Source organism: Burkholderia sp. BCC1998, assembly GCF_905339875.1.
Lineage (GTDB): Bacteria > Pseudomonadota > Gammaproteobacteria > Burkholderiales > Burkholderiaceae > Burkholderia.
Map to the genome: position 1 here is coordinate 38,463 of NZ_CAJPHE010000005.1, position 21,385 is coordinate 59,847.

At 62.6% G+C, this 21,385-nt stretch carries 20 protein-coding genes, 1 tRNA gene and 2 pseudogenes; 12 read left to right on the plus strand and 11 right to left on the minus strand.

What is annotated here, in order from left to right; genetic code table 11:
- Positions 1-403 precede the first annotated feature (403 nt).
- From U5A56_RS10860 to U5A56_RS10880, 5 genes are all read left to right on the plus strand, one after another.
- Positions 404-1,522, plus strand: a complete 1,119-nt coding sequence (locus tag U5A56_RS10860) for a branched-chain amino acid ABC transporter substrate-binding protein (RefSeq protein ID WP_044846845.1) — start codon at positions 404-406, stop codon at positions 1,520-1,522.
- 185 nt (positions 1,523-1,707) lie between these two features.
- Positions 1,708-2,634: a high-affinity branched-chain amino acid ABC transporter permease LivH gene (gene livH, locus U5A56_RS10865; RefSeq protein WP_044846846.1), complete on the plus strand. Its 927-nt coding sequence runs from the start codon at positions 1,708-1,710 to the stop codon at positions 2,632-2,634.
- 11 nt (positions 2,635-2,645) lie between these two features.
- Positions 2,646-3,917, plus strand: coding sequence for a high-affinity branched-chain amino acid ABC transporter permease LivM (locus U5A56_RS10870; RefSeq protein WP_321922251.1), 1,272 nt, complete (start codon positions 2,646-2,648; stop codon positions 3,915-3,917).
- Entirely contained in the window at positions 3,914-4,687 is a 774-nt protein-coding gene (gene livG, locus U5A56_RS10875; protein ID WP_044846848.1) for a high-affinity branched-chain amino acid ABC transporter ATP-binding protein LivG, read from the plus strand. The genes U5A56_RS10870 and livG overlap by 4 nt, the downstream gene beginning before the upstream one ends.
- Positions 4,687-5,388, plus strand: a complete 702-nt coding sequence (locus U5A56_RS10880; RefSeq protein WP_044846849.1) for an ABC transporter ATP-binding protein — start codon at positions 4,687-4,689, stop codon at positions 5,386-5,388. The genes livG and U5A56_RS10880 overlap by 1 nt, the downstream gene beginning before the upstream one ends.
- Positions 5,389-5,483: 95 nt before the next feature.
- Here the strand turns inward: U5A56_RS10880 and U5A56_RS10885 are convergent, their stop codons facing one another.
- Positions 5,484-6,335: a LysR substrate-binding domain-containing protein gene (locus U5A56_RS10885; protein ID WP_124485249.1), complete on the minus strand. Its 852-nt coding sequence runs from the start codon at positions 6,333-6,335 to the stop codon at positions 5,484-5,486.
- A gap of 133 nt (positions 6,336-6,468) precedes the next feature.
- Between U5A56_RS10885 and U5A56_RS10890 the strand changes: the two are divergent.
- The 3 genes and pseudogenes from U5A56_RS10890 to U5A56_RS10900 form a co-directional block, all read left to right on the plus strand.
- Positions 6,469-7,445, plus strand: a pseudogene (locus tag U5A56_RS10890) (hypothetical protein).
- Positions 7,446-7,481: 36 nt separating this feature from the next.
- Positions 7,482-8,468 carry a 2OG-Fe(II) oxygenase gene (locus tag U5A56_RS10895; protein WP_321922254.1) on the plus strand — a complete coding sequence of 329 codons (987 nt, stop codon included), beginning with the start codon at positions 7,482-7,484 and terminating at the stop codon, positions 8,466-8,468.
- A gap of 14 nt (positions 8,469-8,482) precedes the next feature.
- Positions 8,483-9,286: pseudogene (locus tag U5A56_RS10900) on the plus strand (DMT family transporter); the annotation flags it as partial.
- Between the two features lie 136 nt (positions 9,287-9,422).
- Here the strand turns inward: U5A56_RS10900 and U5A56_RS10905 are convergent.
- The 3 genes from U5A56_RS10905 to U5A56_RS10915 all read right to left on the minus strand — a co-directional run bounded on the left by U5A56_RS10905 (position 9,423) and on the right by U5A56_RS10915 (position 12,132).
- Positions 9,423-9,830 (minus strand): DUF2000 family protein, encoded by a 408-nt coding sequence (locus tag U5A56_RS10905; protein WP_124485251.1) that lies wholly within the window; start codon positions 9,828-9,830, stop codon positions 9,423-9,425.
- A gap of 44 nt (positions 9,831-9,874) precedes the next feature.
- Positions 9,875-10,744, minus strand: coding sequence for an AraC family transcriptional regulator (locus tag U5A56_RS10910; RefSeq protein WP_321922256.1), 870 nt, complete (start codon positions 10,742-10,744; stop codon positions 9,875-9,877).
- An 86-nt stretch (positions 10,745-10,830) separates the two neighbouring features.
- Positions 10,831-12,132 (minus strand): aspartate aminotransferase family protein, encoded by a 1,302-nt coding sequence (locus tag U5A56_RS10915; protein WP_321812415.1) that lies wholly within the window; start codon positions 12,130-12,132, stop codon positions 10,831-10,833.
- 77 nt (positions 12,133-12,209) lie between these two features.
- Here U5A56_RS10915 and U5A56_RS10920 point away from each other — a divergent pair, with 77 nt between their 5' ends.
- Positions 12,210-13,094, plus strand: a complete 885-nt coding sequence (locus tag U5A56_RS10920) for a LysR family transcriptional regulator (RefSeq protein WP_321922259.1) — start codon at positions 12,210-12,212, stop codon at positions 13,092-13,094.
- A 584-nt stretch (positions 13,095-13,678) separates the two neighbouring features.
- Here U5A56_RS10920 and U5A56_RS10930 read toward each other — a convergent pair.
- From U5A56_RS10930 to U5A56_RS10945, 4 genes are all read right to left on the minus strand, one after another.
- Positions 13,679-13,912, minus strand: a complete 234-nt coding sequence (locus tag U5A56_RS10930; RefSeq protein ID WP_321922261.1) for a hypothetical protein — start codon at positions 13,910-13,912, stop codon at positions 13,679-13,681.
- A 56-nt stretch (positions 13,913-13,968) separates the two neighbouring features.
- Positions 13,969-14,463 (minus strand): hypothetical protein, encoded by a 495-nt coding sequence (locus tag U5A56_RS10935; protein WP_321922262.1) that lies wholly within the window; start codon positions 14,461-14,463, stop codon positions 13,969-13,971.
- Between the two features lie 336 nt (positions 14,464-14,799).
- Positions 14,800-15,210, minus strand: coding sequence for a hypothetical protein (locus U5A56_RS10940; RefSeq protein ID WP_321922264.1), 411 nt, complete (start codon positions 15,208-15,210; stop codon positions 14,800-14,802).
- Between the two features lie 327 nt (positions 15,211-15,537).
- A complete protein-coding gene (locus tag U5A56_RS10945) occupies positions 15,538-15,984 on the minus strand; it encodes a hypothetical protein (protein WP_321922266.1) in 447 nt (148 codons plus the stop codon).
- A gap of 1,468 nt (positions 15,985-17,452) precedes the next feature.
- Between U5A56_RS10945 and U5A56_RS10950 the strand changes: the two genes are divergently transcribed.
- Positions 17,453-17,686, plus strand: coding sequence for a hypothetical protein (locus U5A56_RS10950; RefSeq protein ID WP_321819656.1), 234 nt, complete (start codon positions 17,453-17,455; stop codon positions 17,684-17,686).
- Positions 17,687-17,812: 126 nt separating this feature from the next.
- On the opposite strand, the gene U5A56_RS10955 is transcribed toward U5A56_RS10950, so the two are convergent.
- Positions 17,813-18,451, minus strand: coding sequence for an SGNH/GDSL hydrolase family protein (locus U5A56_RS10955; RefSeq protein ID WP_235879238.1), 639 nt, complete (start codon positions 18,449-18,451; stop codon positions 17,813-17,815).
- A 301-nt stretch (positions 18,452-18,752) separates the two neighbouring features.
- Positions 18,753-19,136, minus strand: a complete 384-nt coding sequence (locus tag U5A56_RS10960) for a cytochrome c (protein ID WP_321798600.1) — start codon at positions 19,134-19,136, stop codon at positions 18,753-18,755.
- A gap of 237 nt (positions 19,137-19,373) precedes the next feature.
- Between U5A56_RS10960 and U5A56_RS10965 the strand changes: the two genes are divergently transcribed.
- Positions 19,374-19,637 carry a hypothetical protein gene (locus tag U5A56_RS10965; RefSeq protein ID WP_321922269.1) on the plus strand — a complete coding sequence of 88 codons (264 nt, stop codon included), beginning with the start codon at positions 19,374-19,376 and terminating at the stop codon, positions 19,635-19,637.
- Between the two features lie 255 nt (positions 19,638-19,892).
- On the opposite strand, the gene U5A56_RS10970 is transcribed toward U5A56_RS10965, so the two are convergent.
- A tRNA-OTHER gene (locus U5A56_RS10970) sits at positions 19,893-19,971 on the minus strand.
- Positions 19,972-20,204: 233 nt separating this feature from the next.
- Here U5A56_RS10970 and U5A56_RS10975 point away from each other — a divergent pair.
- Complete coding sequence (locus U5A56_RS10975; RefSeq protein WP_321922270.1) at positions 20,205-21,362, plus strand: M20 aminoacylase family protein; 1,158 nt, start codon at positions 20,205-20,207, stop codon at positions 21,360-21,362.
- The last annotated feature ends 23 nt before the right edge of the window (positions 21,363-21,385 follow it).

A 21,385-nucleotide genomic window follows, 5' to 3' on the forward strand; every position in this document is an offset into this window, starting at 1 on the left:
AAACGTTCTCCATCCGCCCGAGTTGCTCCCAAATCGCCACCTCACCCTAGCCCAGTTTCTCCGTGTTTTCCCTCATAGAAGCGGCATTTTTGACAGACGATTTAAAAACCCCCATATAATTTCGACTGCCTTGCCAACGGCTGTCGGACCATCCCTCCGAACAAGCAGTTGGCAAGCGGGGCAGGCGAAACGCTTGCGCAATGCAAGACGCATCACGATGTCTTTCCGAACCAGACGTCCCCCTTGGGGGACTGCAAGAGCCGGCCCCGCTACGCAACATTCATCCGCAGGTCCGTCTTCATGTGTCTCGGGCGTGTCCCATGTCCTCGCCCCGGGTGCTGTTCGATTGCGCAAGTCATGCCGCCTTTGCCCGTATGACTAAACAACATCGAGGAGCTCCCAGATGACGCTGTCCCGTCTTACGTCCATTTCCGTCGCCGCCGTGCTGTTCGCCGCCGGCGCCGCCGCCGCGCAAGCGGAAACCGTGAAGATCGCCATCGCTGGTCCGATGAGCGGCTCGGTCGCCCAATACGGCGACATGGTGAAGGCCGGCGCGCTGACCGCGATCGAACAGATCAACGCGGCAGGCGGCGCGGGCGGCAACAAGTTCGAAGTCGTGCAGATGGACGACGCATGCGAACCGAAGCAGGCCGTCGCCGTCGCCAACAAGATCGTCAGCCAGAAGATCAAGTACGTGATCGGCCACGTGTGCTCGGGTTCGACGATCCCCGCCTCCGACATCTACGAGAACGAAGGCATCGTGATGGTCACGCCGTCGGCCACCGCGCCGCAGCTGACGGAAGGCAAGAAGCGCCACTTCATCTTCCGCACGATCGGCCGTGACGACCAGCAAGGCCCGGCCGCCGCGCACTACATCATCAACAACGTGAAGCCGAAGAAGGTCGCGATCCTGCACGACAAGCAGTCGTACGGCCAGGGCATCGCGTCGTCGGTGAAGAAGGACCTCGAAGGCGCGAAGATCCCGGTCGTGCTGTTCGAAGGCATCAACGCCGGCGATTCGGACTACTCGGCGATCATCACGAAGCTGAAGTCGCAAGGCGTCGACTTCGTCTACTTCGGCGGCTATCACCCGGAAATGGGCCTGCTGATGCGCCAGGCGCGCGAGCAGGGCGTGAAGGCGACGTTCATGGGCCCTGAAGGCGTGGGCAACAAGGACGTGACGGCGATCGCCGGCCCGGCTTCGGAAGGCATGCTCGTCACGCTGCCGGCCGACTTCTCGGCCGATCCGGCCAACGCGGCGCTCGTGAAGGCGTTCGCGGACAAGAAGCGCGACCCGAACGGCCCGTTCCAGATGCCGTCGTACGCAGCGGTGAAGATCATCGCCGACGCGATCGCCGGCGCGAAGACGACCGACCCGACGAAGGTCGCCGCGTACATGCACAAGACGACGTTCGACACGCCGATCGGCAAGGTCGCGTATGACGCCCAGGGCGACCTGAAGGCGTTCAAGTTCGTCGTCTACACGTGGCACAAGGACGCGACGAAGACCGCCGCCAAGTAATCCGGCGTACCCGCCCGCACGCCCGCCCTGTCCGAGACCCGGACGGGGCGGGCGTGCATTCGCGCCGCGCATGACCGCATTGCGCGGCCGACGGGCGGCCCGAGACGACACCGTGCGTTGCGCGCGGCCGAACGCCGTGATCCGGCGACGGCACGCGACCCAGCGCCAACGGGAGCTTCCCGCACATGACTGACTTCTTTCCTCAATTCGCCCAGCAGCTGGTCAACGGCCTGACGCTGGGTGCGATCTATGCGTTGATCGCCATCGGCTACTCGATGGTCTACGGCATCATCGGCATGATCAACTTCGCCCACGGCGAGATCTACATGATCGGCGCATACGTGGGCCTCGTGACCCTCACCGCCATCGGCATCTCCGCCGGCTATCCGCTGCCGCTCGTGCTCGGCGCCGCGCTGATCGTGTCGGTGCTCGTCACCGGCCTGTACGGCTTCGCGGTCGAGCGTGTCGCGTATCGCCCGCTGCGCGGCGGCCCGCGCCTCGTGCCGCTGATCTCCGCGATCGGCATGTCGATCTTCCTGCAGAACTACGTGCAGATCGGCCAGGGCGCGCGCGACGTGTCCGTGCCGGTGCTGATCTCCGGCGCATTCGACATCCATCTCGGCGGCGATTACGACGTGACGATTCCGTATGCGCGTCTGCTAATCGTCTGCGTGACGGTCGTGCTGATGATCGCGCTCACGCTGTTCATCTCGCATTCGCGGATGGGCCGCGCGTGCCGCGCGTGCGCCGAAGACATGAAGATGGCGAACCTGCTCGGCATCGACACGAACCGCGTGATCTCGTTCACGTTCGTGCTCGGCGCGATGCTGGCGGCCGTCGGCGGCGTGCTGATCGGGCTGACGATCGGCAAGCTGAATCCGTACATCGGCTTCGTCGCGGGCATCAAGGCGTTCACCGCCGCGGTGCTGGGCGGGATCGGCAGCATCCCGGGCGCGATGCTCGGCGGCGTGCTGCTGGGCCTCGCCGAAACCTTCGCCGCAGGCTACATGCCGGCCGAGTACAAGGACGTGGTCGCGTTCGGCCTGCTCGTGCTGATCCTGCTCTTCCGCCCGACCGGCCTGCTCGGCAAGTCGGACATCGAAAAGGTCTGAGGGAGACGCAGATGAGTCAAGTCATTTCCGTTCGCCGCCCGGCCGCCGACGCGTCGGTCGGCCAGGCGCTGAAGAATGCCGCGGCCGCTGCGCTGCTGACGGCGATCCTCACGATTCCGGTGCTCGGCCTGCAGCTGAAGCTCGACGGCTATCAGGTGGTGCTCACGCCGCACTGGCGTCCGGTGTGGATCGCGGTCGCAGCCGTGTTCCTGTTCCAGCTGTTCAAGCCGTGGCTCGTGCGCGCGAAAGCGGCGGTGAAGCTGCCGGCGATGCCCGCGATGGGCGCGCAGCAGCAGCGCGCGATCATCTGGGTGCTGCTCGCGGTCGGCCTCGTGTGGCCGTTCTTCGGTTCGCGCGGCGCCGTGGACGTCGCGACGCTCGCGCTGATCTACGTGATCCTCGGCCTCGGGCTGAACATCGTGGTCGGTTTCGCGGGGCTGCTGGATCTCGGCTATGTCGGGTTCTACGCGGTCGGCGGCTATACGTACGCGATGCTGAACCAGTATTTCGGGCTGTCGTTCTGGGAGTGCCTGCCGATCGCGGCGATCGCCGCGGCGACGTTCGGCTTCCTGCTCGGCTTCCCGGTGCTGCGTCTGCGCGGCGACTACCTCGCGATCGTCACGCTCGGCTTCGGCGAAATCATCCGCCTGCTCGCGAACAACCTGACGAGCCTCACCGGCGGCCCGGACGGCATCTCGAGCATTCCGAAACCGACGGTGTTCGGCTTCGAGATGGCGCGCTCGGCGAGCGTCGAAGGCGCGAAGACCTTCCATGAACTGATCGGGCTGGAATACAGCGGCGAGCACATGGTGATCTTCCTGTACCTGATCGCGCTGGTGCTGGTCGGCTTCACGCTGTTCGTGACGAGCCGCCTGATCCGCATGCCGATGGGCCGCGCGTGGGAAGCGCTGCGCGACGACGAGATCGCCTGCCGCTCGCTGGGTCTCAACCCGACGCGCATCAAGCTGTCGGCGTTCACGCTCGGCGCGGCGTTCGCCGGTATCGGCGGCGCGTTCTTCGCGGCGCGCCAGGGCCTCGTGAATCCTGAATCGTTCACCTTCATCGAATCGGCGCTGATCCTCGCGATCGTCGTGCTCGGCGGGATGGGCTCGCAGCTCGGCGTGATCCTCGCGGCGATCCTGCTGACCGTGCTGCCGGAAGTCGCGCGCGGCTTCGCCGAGTACCGGATGCTGATCTTCGGTCTCGTGATGGTGTTGATGATGATGTGGCGTCCGCAGGGCCTGCTGCCCGCGAGCCGTCCCCACGTGGAGCTGCCGCAATGAGCGCGAATACGGAACTGTTGAAGGTCGCCGGGCTGCAGATGCGCTTCGGCGGGTTGCTCGCGGTGGACGGCATCGATTTCGACGTGCGCCGCAACGAGGTGTTCGCGATCATCGGGCCGAACGGCGCGGGCAAGACCACGGTGTTCAACTGCGTCGGCGGCTTCTACAAGCCGACCGGCGGCGACGTCGTGCTCGACGGCCACGCGATCGCCGGGCTGCCGAGCCACCAGATCGCGTTGAAGGGCCTCGTGCGCACGTTCCAGAACATCCGCCTGTTCAAGTCGCTGACGGTCGTCGAGAACCTGCTCGTCGCGCAGCACCGCAAGGTGAAGTCGGGGCTATTGCCGGGCCTGTTCTCGACGCCCGCGTATCGTCGCGCGGAGAAGGAAGCGCTCGAACGCGCGGCCGTATGGCTCGACCGGATGGGGCTGAAGTCGGTCGCCAACCGGCAGGCGGGCACGCTGTCGTACGGGCACCAGCGGCGCCTGGAGATCGCGCGCTGCATGATCACCGAGCCGCGCCTGTTGATGCTGGACGAACCGGCGGCCGGTCTCAACCCGCAGGAAAAGATCGAGCTGCAGCACCTGATCGACAAGCTGCGCCACGAGTTCGGCGTGTCGGTGTTGCTGATCGAACACGACATGAGCCTCGTGATGGGCGTGTCGGACCGCATCCTCGTGATGGAGCACGGCCGGCCGATCGTGATCGGCACGCCGGAAGCGGTCCGCAACGACCCGCGCGTGATCAAGGCGTATCTGGGGGAAGAGTGATGCTGAAGCTGGAACAGGTCCATACGCACTATGGCGCGGTCGAGGCGCTCGCGGGCGTGTCGATCGAGGTGAAGAAGGGCGAGATCGTCACGCTGATCGGCAGCAACGGCGCCGGCAAGACGACGCTGATGATGACCGTGTGCGGCACGCCGCGCGCGTCGTCGGGCCGCGTGCTGTTCGAGGGCAACGACATTACCGCGATGTCGACGCACCAGATCATGCGGCAGGGGATGGCGATCTCGCCGGAAGGGCGGCGCGTGTTCCCGAGCCTGACGGTGCTCGAGAACCTGAAGATGGGCGGGTTCTTCGCGAGCCGTCATGAAATCGACGACGGCATCGAGCACGTGTTCAAGCTGTTCCCGCGCCTGAAGGAACGCGCGGCGCAGCGGGCCGGCACGATGTCGGGCGGCGAGCAGCAGATGCTGGCGATCGGCCGCGCGCTGATGAGCAAGCCGCGCCTGCTGCTGCTCGACGAGCCGACGCTCGGCCTCGCACCGCTCGTGATCGCGCAGATCTTCGACATCATCCGGACGATTCGTGACGAGGGTGTCACGGTGTTCCTGGTCGAGCAGAACGCGAACAAGGCGCTGGGTGTGGCCGATCGTGGCTACGTGCTCGAAACGGGGCGCGTGGTGCTGGCGGATACGGGCGCGAACCTGCTCGCGAACGACCGGATCAAGCAGGCGTATCTCGGCGGTTGACGAGAGAAGGCCGCCGGCCTGCAATGGGCCGGCGGCGCTTGCTGCATGCGTTGTCGCTTCACATGCAAGGCCGGTCACGGCCTTGCCTTCTTTCCCTAGCTGATCCTGAACGTGCTTTTCAGCACGTCGCGCAAATGCAGCGCGGCGCGATTGCTGTCGTCCGTGAGGATCGTGATCAGATGCGGCGGCAGATCCGGCAGCGCGATCCCCGCGACGTTGCTCGTCAGGTTGCCGGACACGCGGTCGTGCTCGATGATGCCGACCGCGAGGCCATTCGCGATGCACGCTTCGACCGCCGGCGAGCTCGCGCTCTCGAGCAGCATCCGGTGCGCGATCTTCGCCTTCTTCAGCGCGTTCAGCGCGGTGTCGCGGTACGGACATCCCTGCAGCTGCACGGCGATCGGCAGCGGCGCGTCGGGATTGAACTTGAAGGTGCGCGCGGCGACCCACACCGGATGGGTCTTGCTGAGCAGTTCCGCGTGCGGCAGCGCTTTCGGCACGACGGCAATCGTGATGTCGAGCTGGCCGCGGGAAAACAGCTGCTGCAGTTCCTCGCTGGAGCGCGCTTCGACGGTCAGTTCGAGCAACGGCCGGTCGGCGGCGAAGCGCGGCAGGAATTCCGCCATGAAATGCGCGGCATACGAATCGGGGATGCCGAGCCGCAACTTGCCGGTCAGGATCTGCGGCGACAGCGATTCGACCAGGCGGTCGTGGCTCGACAGGAACTCGGTGGTGTCGCCGAGCAGCTTGTGCCCGAACTGCGTGAGCTCGACGGCCTGGTTGTTTCGCGTAAACAGCCGCTGCGCGACCATCTCCTCGAGCTTCTGGATCTGTGCCGTGACCGACGACGGGCTGCGATTCACATACGCGGCCGCATCCTTGAAGCGGCCGAGCTTCGCGACGGCGTGGAAGGTACGCAGCAGGTCGACGTCCAGGGTGCGCGGCATGATTTTGATTTTCCGAATCAGTGATTCAGGTAATGTCGATTGACGGAATTATTGCGCCTCCCTATCCTCGGGTCAACAGGCAGACAACGGCAGGCATTCGATCGAGCGTGACACGTATCCCGGGGAACGATTCATGTCTATCAATGATTTTGTAGTGGATTGGTGCGGGACAGGAAGCTGAAGGCGGAGTCGGTATGGACGGTCGAGAATCACGAGAAGTATTCGACGTTGCAGCGCACGGACGATGCCGCGCGGCAACGCGAGGCGGGGCGTGAAGTCTTCTCCTTGATGCGGAACCTGAACGAATTGGGGGTTCGGAGTCCTGCATTATGTGCGGATCGCAACGGAAAAGGATCGTTGCGGGAAGCGATCGGTGCGTTGAGCGAGCGTCTCGCCACGTTGTCGCGCGGCCGCCATGTTCACTACATCGAACTCGGGCCCGAGCCGGTCAAGACGACCGAACTGATGAAGGGCGTCAGCGGTGGCGGGCCGGACCATCTGCGCTACACGGCGGTCGACATCAACGAGTCGTCGGAACACGCGATGCGCGACGCGATCATGCCGTTCCTGAAGACACCCGGCTGTTTCAACTACATCGCCGACGACTACCGGAACGTGCAGTGGAACCACATCGATCTGGGCCAGGACATGACCTTCATCACGATGCTCGGGTTCCAGGAAGGCAACGAGTTGCCGGTGACGATCGGCCGGCTGATCCGCAATCTCGGCGGCAAGTCGACCTACGTGGTGTCGGAGATGCAACTGTTCGTCGAAGGCCGCGAAGCGCACATCTACGATTTCTACCGCAACGAGAACATGGTGCGGTTCTCCGAAGTCGTCAGCCGGCAGCAGGGCTTCGAGCCGCACGGCGAGCATGACGTGTCGATCGTCCGGCTGAACCTGCTGGGCGATCAGTTCCACGTTGCGGTTACGCTGCAGCCGGTATCGAAGGCGGGCGTCCACGGGCATCTGATCACCAACGTCTGCCTGAAATACACGCCCGAGCAATTCCGCCACGTGCGCAGCAGTCACGGCAACTGCCGGGTGATCGACGAGCTGCGCAGCGGGGACGGCAGCGTCGTGTACCAGATTGCGCAGTTCAAGGGCTAGCGCCCCGGGGCCGCAACGACGCGAGCGAGGCACGCGATGAACAAGGGAAATGCACTGCCGGTGTTTGCGCGCGGGTTCGATCGGGTGAGGCTTGCGCTGCGGACCTCGCTGGCCGGCGACGCGAATGTCGCAGACGACACGGTTACCGTTGCGGAACGGATGCGCTGGACGAGCGGCTTCCTGCGCGACGGCTATCAGGTGCGGTATCGCCGCAACCTCGACGATCTCGGCTATCGCGACGTGCCGATGCGCGGCACGCAGTCGAACGCGCTCAACGCGGTGTGCAGCCTGCGCGGGTTGTTCTCCGACGAAGCGGTTCACGCGCTGCGCGAGATCGGCCGCACGCTGGAACGCAGCGCGTCGCACAGCAACTGGATCATCTCGAAGCGGGTGCGTGCGGTGACGAACCGTTCGCGCTTCATCGACGCGATGATGCACGACCGCGCGTTCCTGCTGCGGCTGTCGCGTCTGGCCGGCGCGCCGTTGATTCCGTATCCGATGATCAATGCGCGCTCGCAGTTCAACTATTACTACCCGACGCGCGAGCGCGACGACAAGGAACAGGTCGGCATGTGGCACACCGACGGCACCAGTTTCGTGCTGAACATCGTGCTGTCGGATCGATCCGAATACGAGGGCGGAAACTTTCTGTTCTACGAATCGACTGCCGAGACGTTCGATCGGCACGATCGCGAACGCGCGCATGTGAAGACGGCGGATTTGAGCCAGGCGGGCGACGCGCTGCTGATCTACGGCAGCAAGCTGTTCCATGGCGTCGAACCGGTCGAGGCAGGGCGGCGCATGTCGCTGGTGCTGTCGTTTCATTGCCCATACACGCGTGAGGACGACAACGGCTTCTGGCATCTCTCGTCGGACGACGGTATCCCGCGCACGGTCGTCAACTGGCTGGCACTGCAACGCAGCCTTCGCGACGACGCGGCGATGCAGTACCTTCGCCTCGGTCTCGAACCGATCCGGTTCGAAGACCTGGGCGACGCGCGCACATCCACGGTCACGTTCTGAGGGGCGACGTTCCGATGCAGCTTTTCCTGATCCAGCTCGTGTTCGTGTTGTCGTGGAGTTCCGGCTTCATCGGCGCCAAGCTCGGCGCGGAGACGGCCGGTGCGTTCAACCTGCTGTTCTGGCGTTTTCTGCTCGTCACGCTCTGTCTGGCGATCGTCCTCAACAGGCGGCTCGGGCGCCTGACGCTGGAGAAGATCCGCTATCACGCGGTGATCGGCTTTCTGTCGCAGTTTCTCTACCTGGCCTGCGTCTACGTCGCGATCCAGCATGGGCTGCCGCCGGGCATCGCGGCGATCGTCGCGGCGTTGCAGCCGCTCATCACGGCGGCGATGACGACGTTCGAAGGCAGCGAGCGCAGCGGCGCGCGCCAGTGGGCCGGGCTCGTGCTCGGATTCATCGGCGTCGGCATCGTGATCGGCGGGCAATACGCGCTGCCGACCGAATCGGTCGGCATCGTGATGTACATGCTGCCGCTGGTGTCCGCGCTGGGGCTGTCGATCGCGACGATCTATCAGCGGCGGCGCGCGCTCACGACGGCGCGCAGCAACGAGGACGGGTTGTTTCTGCCGCTGTTCGTGCAGGGGTGCGTGAGCCTCGTGCTGTTCGCGGCATGCGGGCTCGTCACCGGCGATCTGCATGTGCCGACGCAGCCGAACGTCTGGTTGTCCGTCGTGTGGCTGACGGTGTTCTCGACGTTCATGGCTTACCTGACGTTATGGGCGCTGCTCAAGCGCATGCCCGCGACGCGCGTGGCGACGCTCGTCTATCTCGAACCGCCCGTGACGCTGACCTGGGCCGCGTGGATGTTCGGCGACCGGATTCCGGTGACGACCTATCTCGGCATCGTCGTCGTCGCGCTCGGCGTGTGGCTCGCCAGCAAGCACGGCGAACGGTTCGGCCGGACGCGGCGGGCAGGCATGGAAGCGGCCCGCGGCAGTGAGCCGGACGCCGGGTTCACGCGTGCAACGCCAGACCCTTCACGGCTTTATCCACGGCCTTCTTCGGCCCGTGCAATGCAAGGCCGACCAGATCGAGATTCGTCGCGTCCCCGGCGCGAAACACTTCGCGATTGGCCGCGTCGTGCCCGGTCGAGAACATCGCGCGCACGTACGGCACGATCCTGACTTCGCGCGACAGCGCGTGCCGATGCGCGGCCTGCAGGCCGTCGAGATCGGCCGCGAACACCAGCATCGGCTGGCCGAACATGCGGCCGTAGCGATTCCCGGCCGCATCCTCGTAAGGCTCGCCGAGCGCTTCGGGCGCGCCGGCCGCGACGCCCGTCGCGAGAAATGCGACCACATTGAGTTTCTGCCACGCCGCGAGATCGTCGCGCACGATCAATGCCACTTTCGTATCGAACATGAGTGCTCCTCGTTGAAGCGCTCATGATCGGATAGCCGGCGCGATCAGTCTGGAACGTTTGTGCACATCCGCCGATAGGCGGCCGGCGTCATCCGGTACGCGCGGCGGAACCAGCGGCCGAGGTGACTCTGGTCGGCGAAGCCGACGTCCGCGGCGACCTGCGCCGGCGTGCGGCCCGCCGCGAGCAGCCGGCGCGCCGCGCGCAGGCGCAGGCGAACAAGGTACGCGTGCGGCGACGTCCCGTATGCGCGCTGGAACTGCCGCGTGAGCCGGAAGCGATCGGTGCCGGCCAGGTCGGCGAGTTCGTCGAGGCCGAGGTTGCCGTCCAGATGCGCGTGCAGCAGGTCGCGCACGCGCACGATCGCCGGCGGCACGGTGCCCGTGCTCGTGTCGGCGCTTGCCGCGACCGAATCGCGCAACTGACCGCCGAGGCGCGTGAGGAGACGGTCGAGCGTCTGGTCGCGCGCGAGCTTGCCTTCGTTGCCGTGGATCGCGAGAAACGCGTGGCGGATCGCGTCGACGAGGCTGCGATCGTCGACGAGCGTATGGCCGAACGCGGCTTCGACGCCGCTCAGGCCGGGAAGATCGATTCGGCGTGCCGCACGTTCGACCCACGCCTGCGGCAGGTACAGCATCGAGTAGGTGAAGCCGCCGGCTTCCGGTGCATGGCCGTCGTGCAGCGCGCCCGGCTCGATCAGGATCGCGCGGCCCGGCACGCTCGTGTGCAGCGACCGATGACACTGGAAACGCTGCACGCCTTGTTCCGTGAAGCCGATCAGCATGTCGTCGTGATCGTGCGGATCGTACGCATGCCCGCTGAAATGCGCGCGCAGGCTTTCGATTCCCGTTTCCGGATCGCGGCGCGCGACGAGCCAGTGTTCGTTCGTGCCGTTGTCGTTTGCCGCGCTCGCCATCGCTCGCCTCGCTGCCCGTGGTCGTTGCCTGCCGGATAGTGTACGCAGATCGTACGCGCTTCGTGCGGCAGCGACGGGCGGCGGGGTTACAGCGCGCGTGCGATCGCCTGTTCCAGCAGCGACAGCCCGAGATCGATTTCCGCTTCGCTCACCGTCAGCGGCGGCGCGATCCGGAACACGCCGCCCATGCCCGGCAACTGCACGATGTTCATGCTGAGCCCGAGGTTCATGCATTCGCGCGTGATCTTCGCGCCAAGGCCGTCCGCCGGTTCCTTCGTCTGCCGGTCCTTGACGATCTCGACGCCGAGCAGCAGGCCGCGTCCGCGCACGTCGCCGATGCAGTCGAAGCGCTCCATCAGGTCGAGCAGCCCGCGCCGCAGCCGGTCGCCCATCACGTTCGCCCGCTGAACGAGGCCGTCGCGCTGCACCACGTCGAGCACGCGCAGGCCGACCGCGGCCGGCAGCGGGTCCGACACGTGCGTCGTGTAGAACAGGTAGCCGAGTTCGTGCGCGCGTTCCTCGATCCGCGCGGACGTGACGACCGCCGCGAGCGGCAGCCCCGCGCCGAGCGTCTTCGACAGCGTGAGGAGGTCGGGCGTCACGCCGTCGCGCTGGCACGCGAACATCGTGCCGGTGCGCCCGACGCCGGTTTGCGCTTCGTCGAGGATCAGCAGCATCCCGCGCTCCTCGCACTTGCGCTTGAGCGCCGCCATGTAGCCTTCCGGCAGTTCGATGATGCCGCCCGAGCTGAGGATCGGCTCCGCGATGAACGCGGCGAGGTTGCCGCTCGACTGGCGATCGATCAGGTCGAATGCGTAGTCGAGTTCGGCGAGATAGTCATAAGTGCCGTTGCGCTCGAAGCGCGGCCGGTACGTGAACGGCGCCGGAATCGCGAACGAACCGACGGCGGCCGGGCCGACGCCCTTGCGGCCGGCGCTGTAAGTGGCGGATGCCGCCGCGCCCGTCATCCCGTGCCACGACTGCGCGAAGCCGACGATCTCGTACTTTCCGGTGACGAGCTTCGCCATCCGGATCGCCGCTTCGTTCGATTCCGCGCCGGTGCTCAGCAGCAGCGCGCGATCGAGCCCGGGCGGCGTGAGGTCGGCGAGGCGAGTCGCGAGGTCGACGACGGGGCGCGACAGCATCCCGCTGAACAGGTGATCGAGCTTGCCCGCGTATTCGTTGATGACGGAGACGATCTCCGGATGGCTGTGCCCGAGCACCGCGCTCATCTGGCCCGACGTGAAATCGAGGATCGCGCGGCCGTCCGCGTCGTAGACGAAGCTGCCTTGCGCGCGCTCGATGATCATCGGCTCGAACGTGCCGCCGTAGCGGATCAGGTGCTGCCTGGCGTTGTGCCAGAAGGTTGCGTCGTCGTTCAGGGACATCGGGCTTCTCCGGACAAGGGCCAAGGATCGCTTGCAGTCTAGGCGCCGGTCTGGTTTTATGGAAACGAATAGTTCTTATGCAAGGTAGAAAAGGAGCTAATACCTTGGCACGTTCGCTCGAAATCGACCTGCTGCGCTCGTTCGTCGTCATCGCCGAGGTGCGCTCGCTCAGCCGCGCGGCGGCGCGGGTCGGCCGCACGCAATCCGCGCTCAGCCAGCAGATGCGGCGGCTCGAGGAAAGCGTCGACCAGCCGCTGTTCCAGCGCACCGGCCGCGGCGTGCTGCTCACGCATCCCGGCGAGCGGCTGCTCGTGCATGCACAGCGCATCCTGCGGCAGCACGACGAGGCGATGGCCGATCTGTGCGACACCGGGTTGTCGGGCACGATCCGGTTCGGCTGTCCGGACGATTACGCGGGCGTGTTCCTGCCGTCGCTGCTGCGGCAGTTCTCGAGCCAGCATCCGCAGGCGATCGTCGAGGTCGTGTGCGGGCCGACGCCGCGGCTGCTCGAACAGCTCGACAAGCGCGCGGTCGATCTGGCGATGGTGTCCGTGCCGGACGATGGTTCGGACGGTGACTTCATCCGCCGCGAGCAACTGGTCTGGATCGGCTATCCGGGGCTCGATGCGGCGCGGTTCGATCCGTTGCCGCTCGCGCTGTCCGATCCCGATACGCTCGATCATATTGCGGCCTGTGAGGCGCTGCATCGCGCCGGCCGCGATTATCGCGTCGCGTATGCGAGCAGCAGCCTCGCGGGGCTGACCGCGCTGGTGCGTTCGGGGCAGGCGTTTGCGGTGATGACGCAGACGGCGGTGCCCGCGGATCTCGCGATCCTCGCCGGCGATCGCGGATTGCCGCCGCTGCCGGCGGTCGGCATTACGCTGCGGTTCGACCGGAAGCGGCCGTCGCATCTGACGGGGGCGTTTGCGGAGCATATTCGGGCAGTGTTGCCGGTGCTGTGAGGGCGGGGTAGGGCGTGTGGGTGATCGGTCGAGCGATGCGCCGTTTTCTGATGGTGAGGGGGAATGCTGATTCAGCAGTACCTGTGCCTTGTCTGATAGGGATCGGCACACGAAGCTACGCCACGACCTACGCTCGATCTTTTCAGGACTGGCCGATGCCGACCCGTTGCAGGCATTGCAGCCGTCGGCGTTCCGAGGGCACGTATAAGAGCGAAACGGTCATTTGACCGTCGCCCGGCGGGTGTCAAGCCATTCTCAAATGCCCGCTTGCGCCAGGTGCTCGCCGACTGCCGCGACAGTACGACTGACTGCCAGGGCGTTAACTGCCACAGCCGACGCGTGAATGCGAACGTCGTATCCGCGGCTTTCGAGACCCCAAACGCAATCACAAATATCTCACATGCTTTGGGCCGATTCGGCAACACGTCGCACTCGATCGGTTGAATCCGCCATCTGATTCAGCCGCTCATTGTGTGGTCGATGAGTGACTGGTTTCGCACTCGATACCAGCCATTCGATTGAGCAAAGTTTTGGAAAACTTGAGGATGGCTCAATGTGCTGCCACACTGAGCCATCCAACCTGCCTAAGCCTTCGGCTCATACAGGATGCCGTGATCACCCGGGTACTCGCTGTCGTGGATCACTTCGTTCATCGTGATCGGTGCGGGAATGCCGTTCGGGAATGCGTCACAGGTTTGCGCATCGACTGGCCCATGCCAGTGACTGCAACTCAGGCACTGCGGCACGATCTCGATCGGCTCGTAGTCATCCATGTGCGCCGGAATCTCTGGCTCTTTTTTCAAACTCTTGACGGACATGGCGGTACTCCATGCACAGGGTCTCGATGATCGGGCGCCGTTCAATTTGCGCGCACTTATCGCATGTGTTCGGGAATCGATGATGGCTTCGCGGCTTCGCCTACACGGTTCCAGGATGGATAGAGCCACGGACTGGTCATTTCCAGAGTCGTGATCCTCGGCACCGGTACGTCAGTACCATAGCTAAGCTCAAACTTTTTCAGCGCGTCAACAATGGTGCCGATTAGCGCCTCCGGAACGAAAATCCAGGGCCTAACCGGAAAATCGGCGGGTATAGCGCAATCACGGCGCAGCGCCTGAAGCAGTCCATCCCAGTTTTCGTGCCAGCCTACAAGGCGCTTCAGTAGGCCCGTGGGCGGTTTTGCAAACGTAATTTCGCAAAGGAACACGGAGCGGGAACGAAAATCCACGGCAACGGCGTCGCAGTACCAGTGCGGGCCTGACGTATCGGGATTGCGTCCTTCATTGAGCTGGATGCAGCATTGCGTATTCACGAAGACGGATCGATCTGCACGAAGATATTCGACGACGACATTCTCGAAAAAGTCCATATGCTGCTTGCCCCCGATCTTTTTTGGTTCGAGCCGCCGGCGGAGTCTTCCATGTGACTACCGCGTCAGCCCCGCTGGCTTCATGGCAACGTACCACTATAAAAGCCTTGGCGGCAACCGTACGATCGGTTGCCGCATAGAGCCGACGTCTGAGTGACGGCGCGAAGTCATGGGCGAACATCGCTTCGTGGCCGGCTTCTGCCCGTCGGCGACCACCGGCACGCGACCCGGAGCCGACCTTGGGTGCTCTCGAGAGCGGCGGTCGTTGGGAGATGCGCCTAAACTCGTAAGTAAGTATGCGGGGCAGCCGCCATCTTGATGGGATGTTCTACCCAGCTAAAGGTACTTGAACTTTATGATCTGTACTTTGCTGTTGAATCGTGCAGCTTTGAACTGGACTGGTTCCGTCGTATTTGCTGTCGTTCGCTCCATAATCCACGGAATCGGTCGATACGTCATCTCTCGGCCATTGATAATTAATTCCAGTATCTCGTATTCCTCCACATATGCACGCGTAAAATAGCGCCCACGGGTTTGCCACTCCCAATGAGCGGGCACAATTCGCTTTGCTATGATCTGAGCACTCCCGGTCTGTGTCTTCACTCCAGCAAAGTTGGCGATCTCGAACAATGCTCTGGCGATACAGACGAGAATGACCGCGTAGAAGACGAAAAGCACGCACGCGGCGCCAAGCTGACCGTGACTCACTAACGTGAATGGATGCGACACAACGTCATGGAAAGACACTCATGATCTCCAGATTGGTGGTTCCCTCGAGCCTGGCGAATCGGCTTGCGACTCATTCGATATCTCTCGGTCGCGCAAGTCCGCTGTCCCGCGCGGCATCGACATTCGACCGTCGGTGGAAGCGTGCAGATGAATGGCGCATTATGGCCGACTGCCGCCCGGCGCGGTCGGCCGTAGCCGACCCTGAGCGGTCTGACACAATTCCCGAAAACGGTTGTTCGATCTGCCACATGCCCTCTGGGGACACCCACTAATACTGGTCGGGCGTGATGCCGGGTTGCCATCCTGCGCGCAGCCTCATTTTTTTATGCATGGATGTTCGTAGGGCTATTTCATGGCCGCTGCTCTAATATCTTGACAAAGGCTATTTATATTTCGAGGACATTGGTTTCCCGCATTTCTAGCGATCTGCTGCAATCGGTCTGCAGGCACAGTTTCGTCAATATGCCGGATAATGAATTTACGGAAAGCTGGATCTGACGCGATGATGGGTTCAATCTGTCGAATAGTTTCCCAGTGATCGGCAAGCAAAAGAGTAATTGAATCGCTGAAACCTTCCGAAATGGCACCATCGTCACAATGTGCATATTGTACAAATCGTAGATGCAACTGCTTCCACGACCTACCAACTGCAGCAGCAGCTTCTGCCTTCTGAGCCTCCTCTGCTGTACAAACTCGTGTATCACCTACGGCCGTTGACGAGCAGAAAATGGCGACAAGCCATAGCCCAAAGTAGCGACCTATTATTTGGAATGAGTCGACGATCATTTTCATTATTAGGAACGTGGGTGCAAAGGGCGTAGGCGTTATTTCCCATCAAGCCGTCTTGAGATCACGAACACCTCGACATCTGACATAGAGCATTCTTCACTCGATGCATCGCTTGCAGTGATGACCTCTATCGTCTCACCACTTTTTTCAGTGAAGATGACGTGATGAACTTGACTGTACAAGTCATTTCCAATTCATTCCGATGCGAGTCGAACCGTCGTGGTCTTGTTGAAGTCGAGTTTGTCGTTGTCGGTTAGCCCTGCGTTCTTAAGCTTTACGAATGCCATACTAGTAGGCCAACGATCAAGCCCCGTGCAGTCCGGGTCCGCAGCCAGCGCATGGACGCCCGGGAAGGCACATGTCGCAGCAACGATGAAGGAGGGAATGTGGTTACTCATTAACGCCTCATGTTGTAGTTACCAGGATACAAAATCCTACCTTCAGGCTGGATGTCTTTTGCGAATCTGCGCACCGCTCTTTGTAACGTCGGCTCTCTCTCGGAGAGAGCCGGTAAGACGAGGCAATATTACCTTAAGGTCGTATTCGTAAATCACGAACGTTCGCAGGTTGGGACCGGCGCAGCTCTCATGGTCGGTGATTTACGTGGCTGCCACGAACGCCCGAAAGTGGCAGCGGATTCAATCGGTCGTGATCTCCGGCAACTGGCCGAACGGCGATCTTCGAGCGATACCGTGCGGCCTGCTGGTAAACTCGGGCAGTCGCACTGGCAAACTCGGCCATCCTAACTCCACGAAATATGCTCGATACCGTCCGATTTTTCTTCGTCGCGATTGTTTTCTTTGGCTCTTGGCTTGAGGCTATGCGGCGGCTGTCCGGTTGGAAGTATCTTGAGCCGTACGAGACGAGGCGGGCCGCCCCGAGCGAAAGGCAAATCTCCAATGGCTCCTATCGCTGGGTTTCGTGTCGAGCAAAATGGACAAGATTTACCGTGGCCGTTGAACTCTATCCTCAATACTTATGGGTCCGACCCAGCTTTCCTTTGAACTTGCGACTTCCCACGATCTGTATACCTTGGGATGTCATAAATGCTTCACAAAGAGATATGTTCTTTTCACGCACGGTCACATTACGTATTAACGGTTGCTCTACAGGTCTGCGCTTTTTCGGCGCGGTAGGCCAGCGAATTCTGGCGGAAGTTGAAAATAGCAAGAAGCGTACGCACAGGAGCTAGGACGGGTCACTCGTCGCTGCCGATTCCCAACACCTGCAACTGGCCGAATGGCGAACTTCGAGCGGTCCCGCTCAGGCCGCTGATAAACTCGGGCTGCCAAAGCAACTTTTCCCGGTCACATGAGCACGTAACCCGCTGCCGCAGCTGCACCCGTCATCCCAATGATGCAGCAGTACCTGCACCTTATCTGACGGGGCCTAGCGAACCAATCTACGCATACTTCTACGCTCACCAGACGTGTCCCTGCACGGGGATAGAAAACCATCCAAGGAGAGAGGAATGAATCCGGAACAGGCCCGAGCCGAAGAAACCCAGGCGATGGAGCGCATGGTGGCCGCCACGCTGCGCGTGCAGAGTGCGTTCGCCTCGATGCAGAAGCAATTTCCGCCGCAAGGCAGCGGCGAGCCTTCGCCGTTCGCGCTGCAAACCTTTGATGCCGCCCTGCAGGAACTTGAAGACGCACAGGCCGCGTTCGATGCGCTGCTGAACGATCTGATCGACGGTAACCGCTAAAGACCACGCCCTTATCTGCACCGATTGTCGACGGTCTAAAAAGCTGTGTCGAACGGCCGTTTGTGGCCGACTGCCGCCCGACGCGGTCGGCCGTAGCCGACGGCGGATTCAGCCAGTCGCTTTCCTCTACAGCGGACGTTCAAGCTTTACGTTGCACATGCCCAGATCGACCACTGGCCCAGAATCCTTAACCAGTAAATCCACGATCTGCTCGCTGACGAGCTCAGCCCAACAGCGATATTGCCCAGCCCCGGGGTGAAATCGATCACGGGCCATCTCGAGCGGCTTTGCTGCCCAATCAAGCGATATATAGCGCGCGGCAGCGTCCTTGCTAATCCACCGCCGCAGCGTGCGGTCCAGAGACGCGGCATATCGGCCCAGGTACCAGCGCAGCGGGTGCTGCGCCGCTGGCAGAATTCGTAATGGCGGTAGCCCTGTTGCTACCAGACCAAATGCGCCGGTGCGACGGCGGACTTCTTCAACCAGTCGCCGATAGTCTTGCAGGAACTGGCGTGGCGAACGTTGCGACGTTACATCGTTAGTACCCAATGCGGTCACGAGAAAGTCCGCCGGCTGTAATTCGCTCTGCCTTAATAGCGCTAGAGACTCTTCAGTGTTGACACCCGACTTTGCCACCAGTTGCCATGTAACGGGCCTGCCCAGTTTGATAGCCAGCATTTTGGCAACCGGTTGCGCTAATGCCTGTACCTGATCGTCGACCCCCACTCCTGCCGCCGACGAGTCACCGACAACCAGAATTCGCAAGGCCGGTTGCAGGGCCTCTCGCGAGCCTTCACTCCCGCAACGAGGCCCTGCTGCCTCCGGTAGGCGTAGCGCCGTTCGCCTTAGCCTGCGTGCCTGTATCACCAGAATCGGGCCGAGGACAAACTTGTAGAGTGGCAACATTTTCAGTTCAGATCAGAAGAGGAACAACGGTAGCCCCATGCACGTTCTGACACGGTCTGGGCCGAACCCGGCCCGACGATGAGCCGGCAATGCGCTCTGCCGATGATGCTTCCGAATCCGACAGTACCCGACCCATCGCGGTCAGACGGTCAACACGGAATCATCGGCTTTTGGAAATCACGTCACTCATGTAGTTATTCAGATCGCGAAAATCCTGAACGGTCCAGGAGTGCGGCGCAAGCTTTACGCCGTTCTCCCTCAAAGTTCTCGGAATCAGGTCCCCGTTCGGACGAAGTATTACCGATGAAACAATGACGCCTGGATAATCACGGAGTCGCTTTTTGAACGCAGCAGTTGTGAGGTCAGGCGTGGCAGGATTGCTTTTCTTGGCCAATGGTCCGGTGCCCTTGATATCTGCGCCATGGCACATCGCGCATCTTTGTATATAGAGATTTTTCCCGTTGATGTTTTGCGAGAAGGATAGTGAAGGTTGAGTCAACACCAACGCTCCTAGCGAAGCGATCAACAATTCTCTCGTTTTCATTTGGCCTTGTCGTATCACGCAGATTGCTGTGTCTGGGAGTATAAACGCGTGATCGTGGAATGGTCGCTCTTGGCCGTACATGGAAATTGGCCGATCAGCCTGATTGGAGGTTGGCTACGCAATCGTTGATTGCCTGTTCGAACTGCGGATTGGATAAATCGACACCGACACGCGCAAGCGAAAGCAGCAATTGCTCCGCAGCCGACAGCCGCCGGCCGCTACCGCCGCCAACCGGCGTTGCAGGCGGCCGTCACGGTCGCGATGATGGGCGCCGTCGAGAAGAGCCGTGCGGGCATCGCGGCTGGCGCACTCAATGCGAGCAGGCAAAGCGGCTCCGCATTCGGCGTGGCGATCTTCGGCGCGCTGATGAGCACCGCGCAGACCCCGGGCGCAGGCGTGCGTGTCGCGATCTTCGTGGCGATCGGGTTGTCGCTGGCGGCGGCTGGATGCTGGCGCGTCACGTTCGTGCGAGCAGTCCGCGAGCCGAAAACCGCAATCTGATTCCATTCACTCGAACAATTCAACCGGATCGCCGTCGGACGCGGCCTGCGACGCCGTGTTGGCGGGCGCGCATCACGTGTCCGGGCCGCCGTTTCGCGCATCGATGGCGCGACGCCGGCCGCCAGCCGCGTCTCGTTCTTCGATGACGCGCCGGTCCACGCATCGGCCCGGCTTGCCGATGCAATAAAAAGAACCGCGAAGCCTTGCGCTGTCGCGGTTCTTTTAACGTGCCCGAAACACGGCGCAACCGTGTTCTGGTGCCGACGGCGAGACTCGAACTCGCACAGCTTTCGCCACTACCCCCTCAAGGTAGCGTGTCTACCAATTCGGCGGCTATCTGATCTGGCGACTGCATTTGCGCTCACAGAGATCGCTGCGCATGGCGGCCGACCAATCCGCCGGTGTCGTTGCGTGCCTATGTGCTCTCTGCATAGGAAATGCCGAAACTTTGCATTGGACCGCACATTTTGCGATTTCTAGAATCGGGCGAACGTCGAGCCTTGTTCGACAGGTTCATTCAGCCACGTCGCGCTTGCCGCGCGGCAGCAATCCCCGAGGAATCGTTCCATGCAGATCAGTACACCCGTCGCCGCACTGTCCGAGGACATGAAAGCGTGGCGTCGACAGATTCACAGTCGTCCGGAAATCGCGTTTCAGGAAACCGGCACGGCAGCGTTCGTCGCGGAGTTGCTGCGCTCGTTCGGCATCGATACGCATACCGGAATCGGCCGCACCGGCGTGGTGGGCGTGATCGACGGTAACGGCGGGCCGGGCCCCACGATTGCGTTGCGCGCCGACATGGATGCGCTGCCGATCCAGGAGGAAGGCCGGCCGGTTTATCGCTCGGTCCATCACGGACTGTTTCATGGCTGCGGTCACGATGGACACACCGCGATCCTGCTCGGCGCGGCGAAGCTGCTGGCCGGCCATCGCCAGTTCAAGGGGCGGGTCGTGCTGGTATTCCAGCCGGCCGAGGAAATCGTCAAAGGCAGTCAGGCGATGCTCGACGATCAGTTGCTCGCGCGTTTCCCGTTCGACGAAATCTACGGGTTGCACAACCATCCGCAGCTCGAACCGGGCAAGATCGGGGTGCGCGTCGGATCGCAGCTTGCCGCGGTCGATTTTTTCTCGATCGAGATTCGCGGCACCGGCAGTCATGGCGGAACGCCGCATCGTAGCGTCGATCCGATCGCCATCGGCGCGTTGCTCGTCACTGCATTGCAGACCGTCGTCAGCCGCGCGATCGATCCGCTCGACAGCGCGGTGCTGAGCATCTGCCAGTTCGTTGCGGGGGCGACGGCGAACGTCATTCCCGATCGCGCGTCGCTGCAAGGCACCACGCGCGCGCTGTCGCCGCTGGCGCGCGAACGCGTGCATCGGCGCATGCGAGAGATCTGCGACGGCGTTGCGCTATCGCACGGATGCGCGATCGATCTCGACATTTCTCACGGCACGCCGGCCACGATCAATGCGGAAGCTCCGGCGCGATGTGTCATGGCAGCCGCCGAGACCGTGGTCGGCGCGGCGAACGTGCTGACCGACGTGGCACCGTTGATGGCGGGTGACGATGTCGCGCGCTTTCTCGAGGCGCGGCCCGGTTGTTATTTCTTTCTCGGGCAGGGCGGTCACATGTGCCATCACCCCGAATACGACTTCAACGACGACGTGGCACCGATCGGCGTCGCGATTTTCGACGAAGTCGTGCGTCGCCGTCTCGGCGTTTGACGGAAAGCGTCGCGCGACCGAAG

Coding starts and splice junctions, on each gene's coding strand:
- U5A56_RS10860 (WP_044846845.1), top strand. CDS start 404: ATGACGCTGTCCCGTCTTACGTCCATTTCCGTCGCCGCCGTGCTGTTC.
- livH (WP_044846846.1), top strand. CDS start 1,708: ATGACTGACTTCTTTCCTCAATTCGCCCAGCAGCTGGTCAACGGCCTG.
- U5A56_RS10870 (WP_321922251.1), top strand. CDS start 2,646: ATGAGTCAAGTCATTTCCGTTCGCCGCCCGGCCGCCGACGCGTCGGTC.
- livG (WP_044846848.1), top strand. CDS start 3,914: ATGAGCGCGAATACGGAACTGTTGAAGGTCGCCGGGCTGCAGATGCGC.
- U5A56_RS10880 (WP_044846849.1), top strand. CDS start 4,687: ATGCTGAAGCTGGAACAGGTCCATACGCACTATGGCGCGGTCGAGGCG.
- U5A56_RS10885 (WP_124485249.1), bottom strand. CDS start 6,335: ATGCCGCGCACCCTGGACGTCGACCTGCTGCGTACCTTCCACGCCGTC.
- U5A56_RS10895 (WP_321922254.1), top strand. CDS start 7,482: ATGAACAAGGGAAATGCACTGCCGGTGTTTGCGCGCGGGTTCGATCGG.
- U5A56_RS10905 (WP_124485251.1), bottom strand. CDS start 9,830: ATGTTCGATACGAAAGTGGCATTGATCGTGCGCGACGATCTCGCGGCG.
- U5A56_RS10910 (WP_321922256.1), bottom strand. CDS start 10,744: ATGGCGAGCGCGGCAAACGACAACGGCACGAACGAACACTGGCTCGTC.
- U5A56_RS10915 (WP_321812415.1), bottom strand. CDS start 12,132: ATGTCCCTGAACGACGACGCAACCTTCTGGCACAACGCCAGGCAGCAC.
- U5A56_RS10920 (WP_321922259.1), top strand. CDS start 12,210: ATGCAAGGTAGAAAAGGAGCTAATACCTTGGCACGTTCGCTCGAAATC.
- U5A56_RS10930 (WP_321922261.1), bottom strand. CDS start 13,912: ATGTCCGTCAAGAGTTTGAAAAAAGAGCCAGAGATTCCGGCGCACATG.
- U5A56_RS10935 (WP_321922262.1), bottom strand. CDS start 14,463: ATGGACTTTTTCGAGAATGTCGTCGTCGAATATCTTCGTGCAGATCGA.
- U5A56_RS10945 (WP_321922266.1), bottom strand. CDS start 15,984: ATGAAAATGATCGTCGACTCATTCCAAATAATAGGTCGCTACTTTGGG.
- U5A56_RS10950 (WP_321819656.1), top strand. CDS start 17,453: ATGAATCCGGAACAGGCCCGAGCCGAAGAAACCCAGGCGATGGAGCGC.
- U5A56_RS10960 (WP_321798600.1), bottom strand. CDS start 19,136: ATGAAAACGAGAGAATTGTTGATCGCTTCGCTAGGAGCGTTGGTGTTG.
- U5A56_RS10975 (WP_321922270.1), top strand. CDS start 20,205: ATGCAGATCAGTACACCCGTCGCCGCACTGTCCGAGGACATGAAAGCG.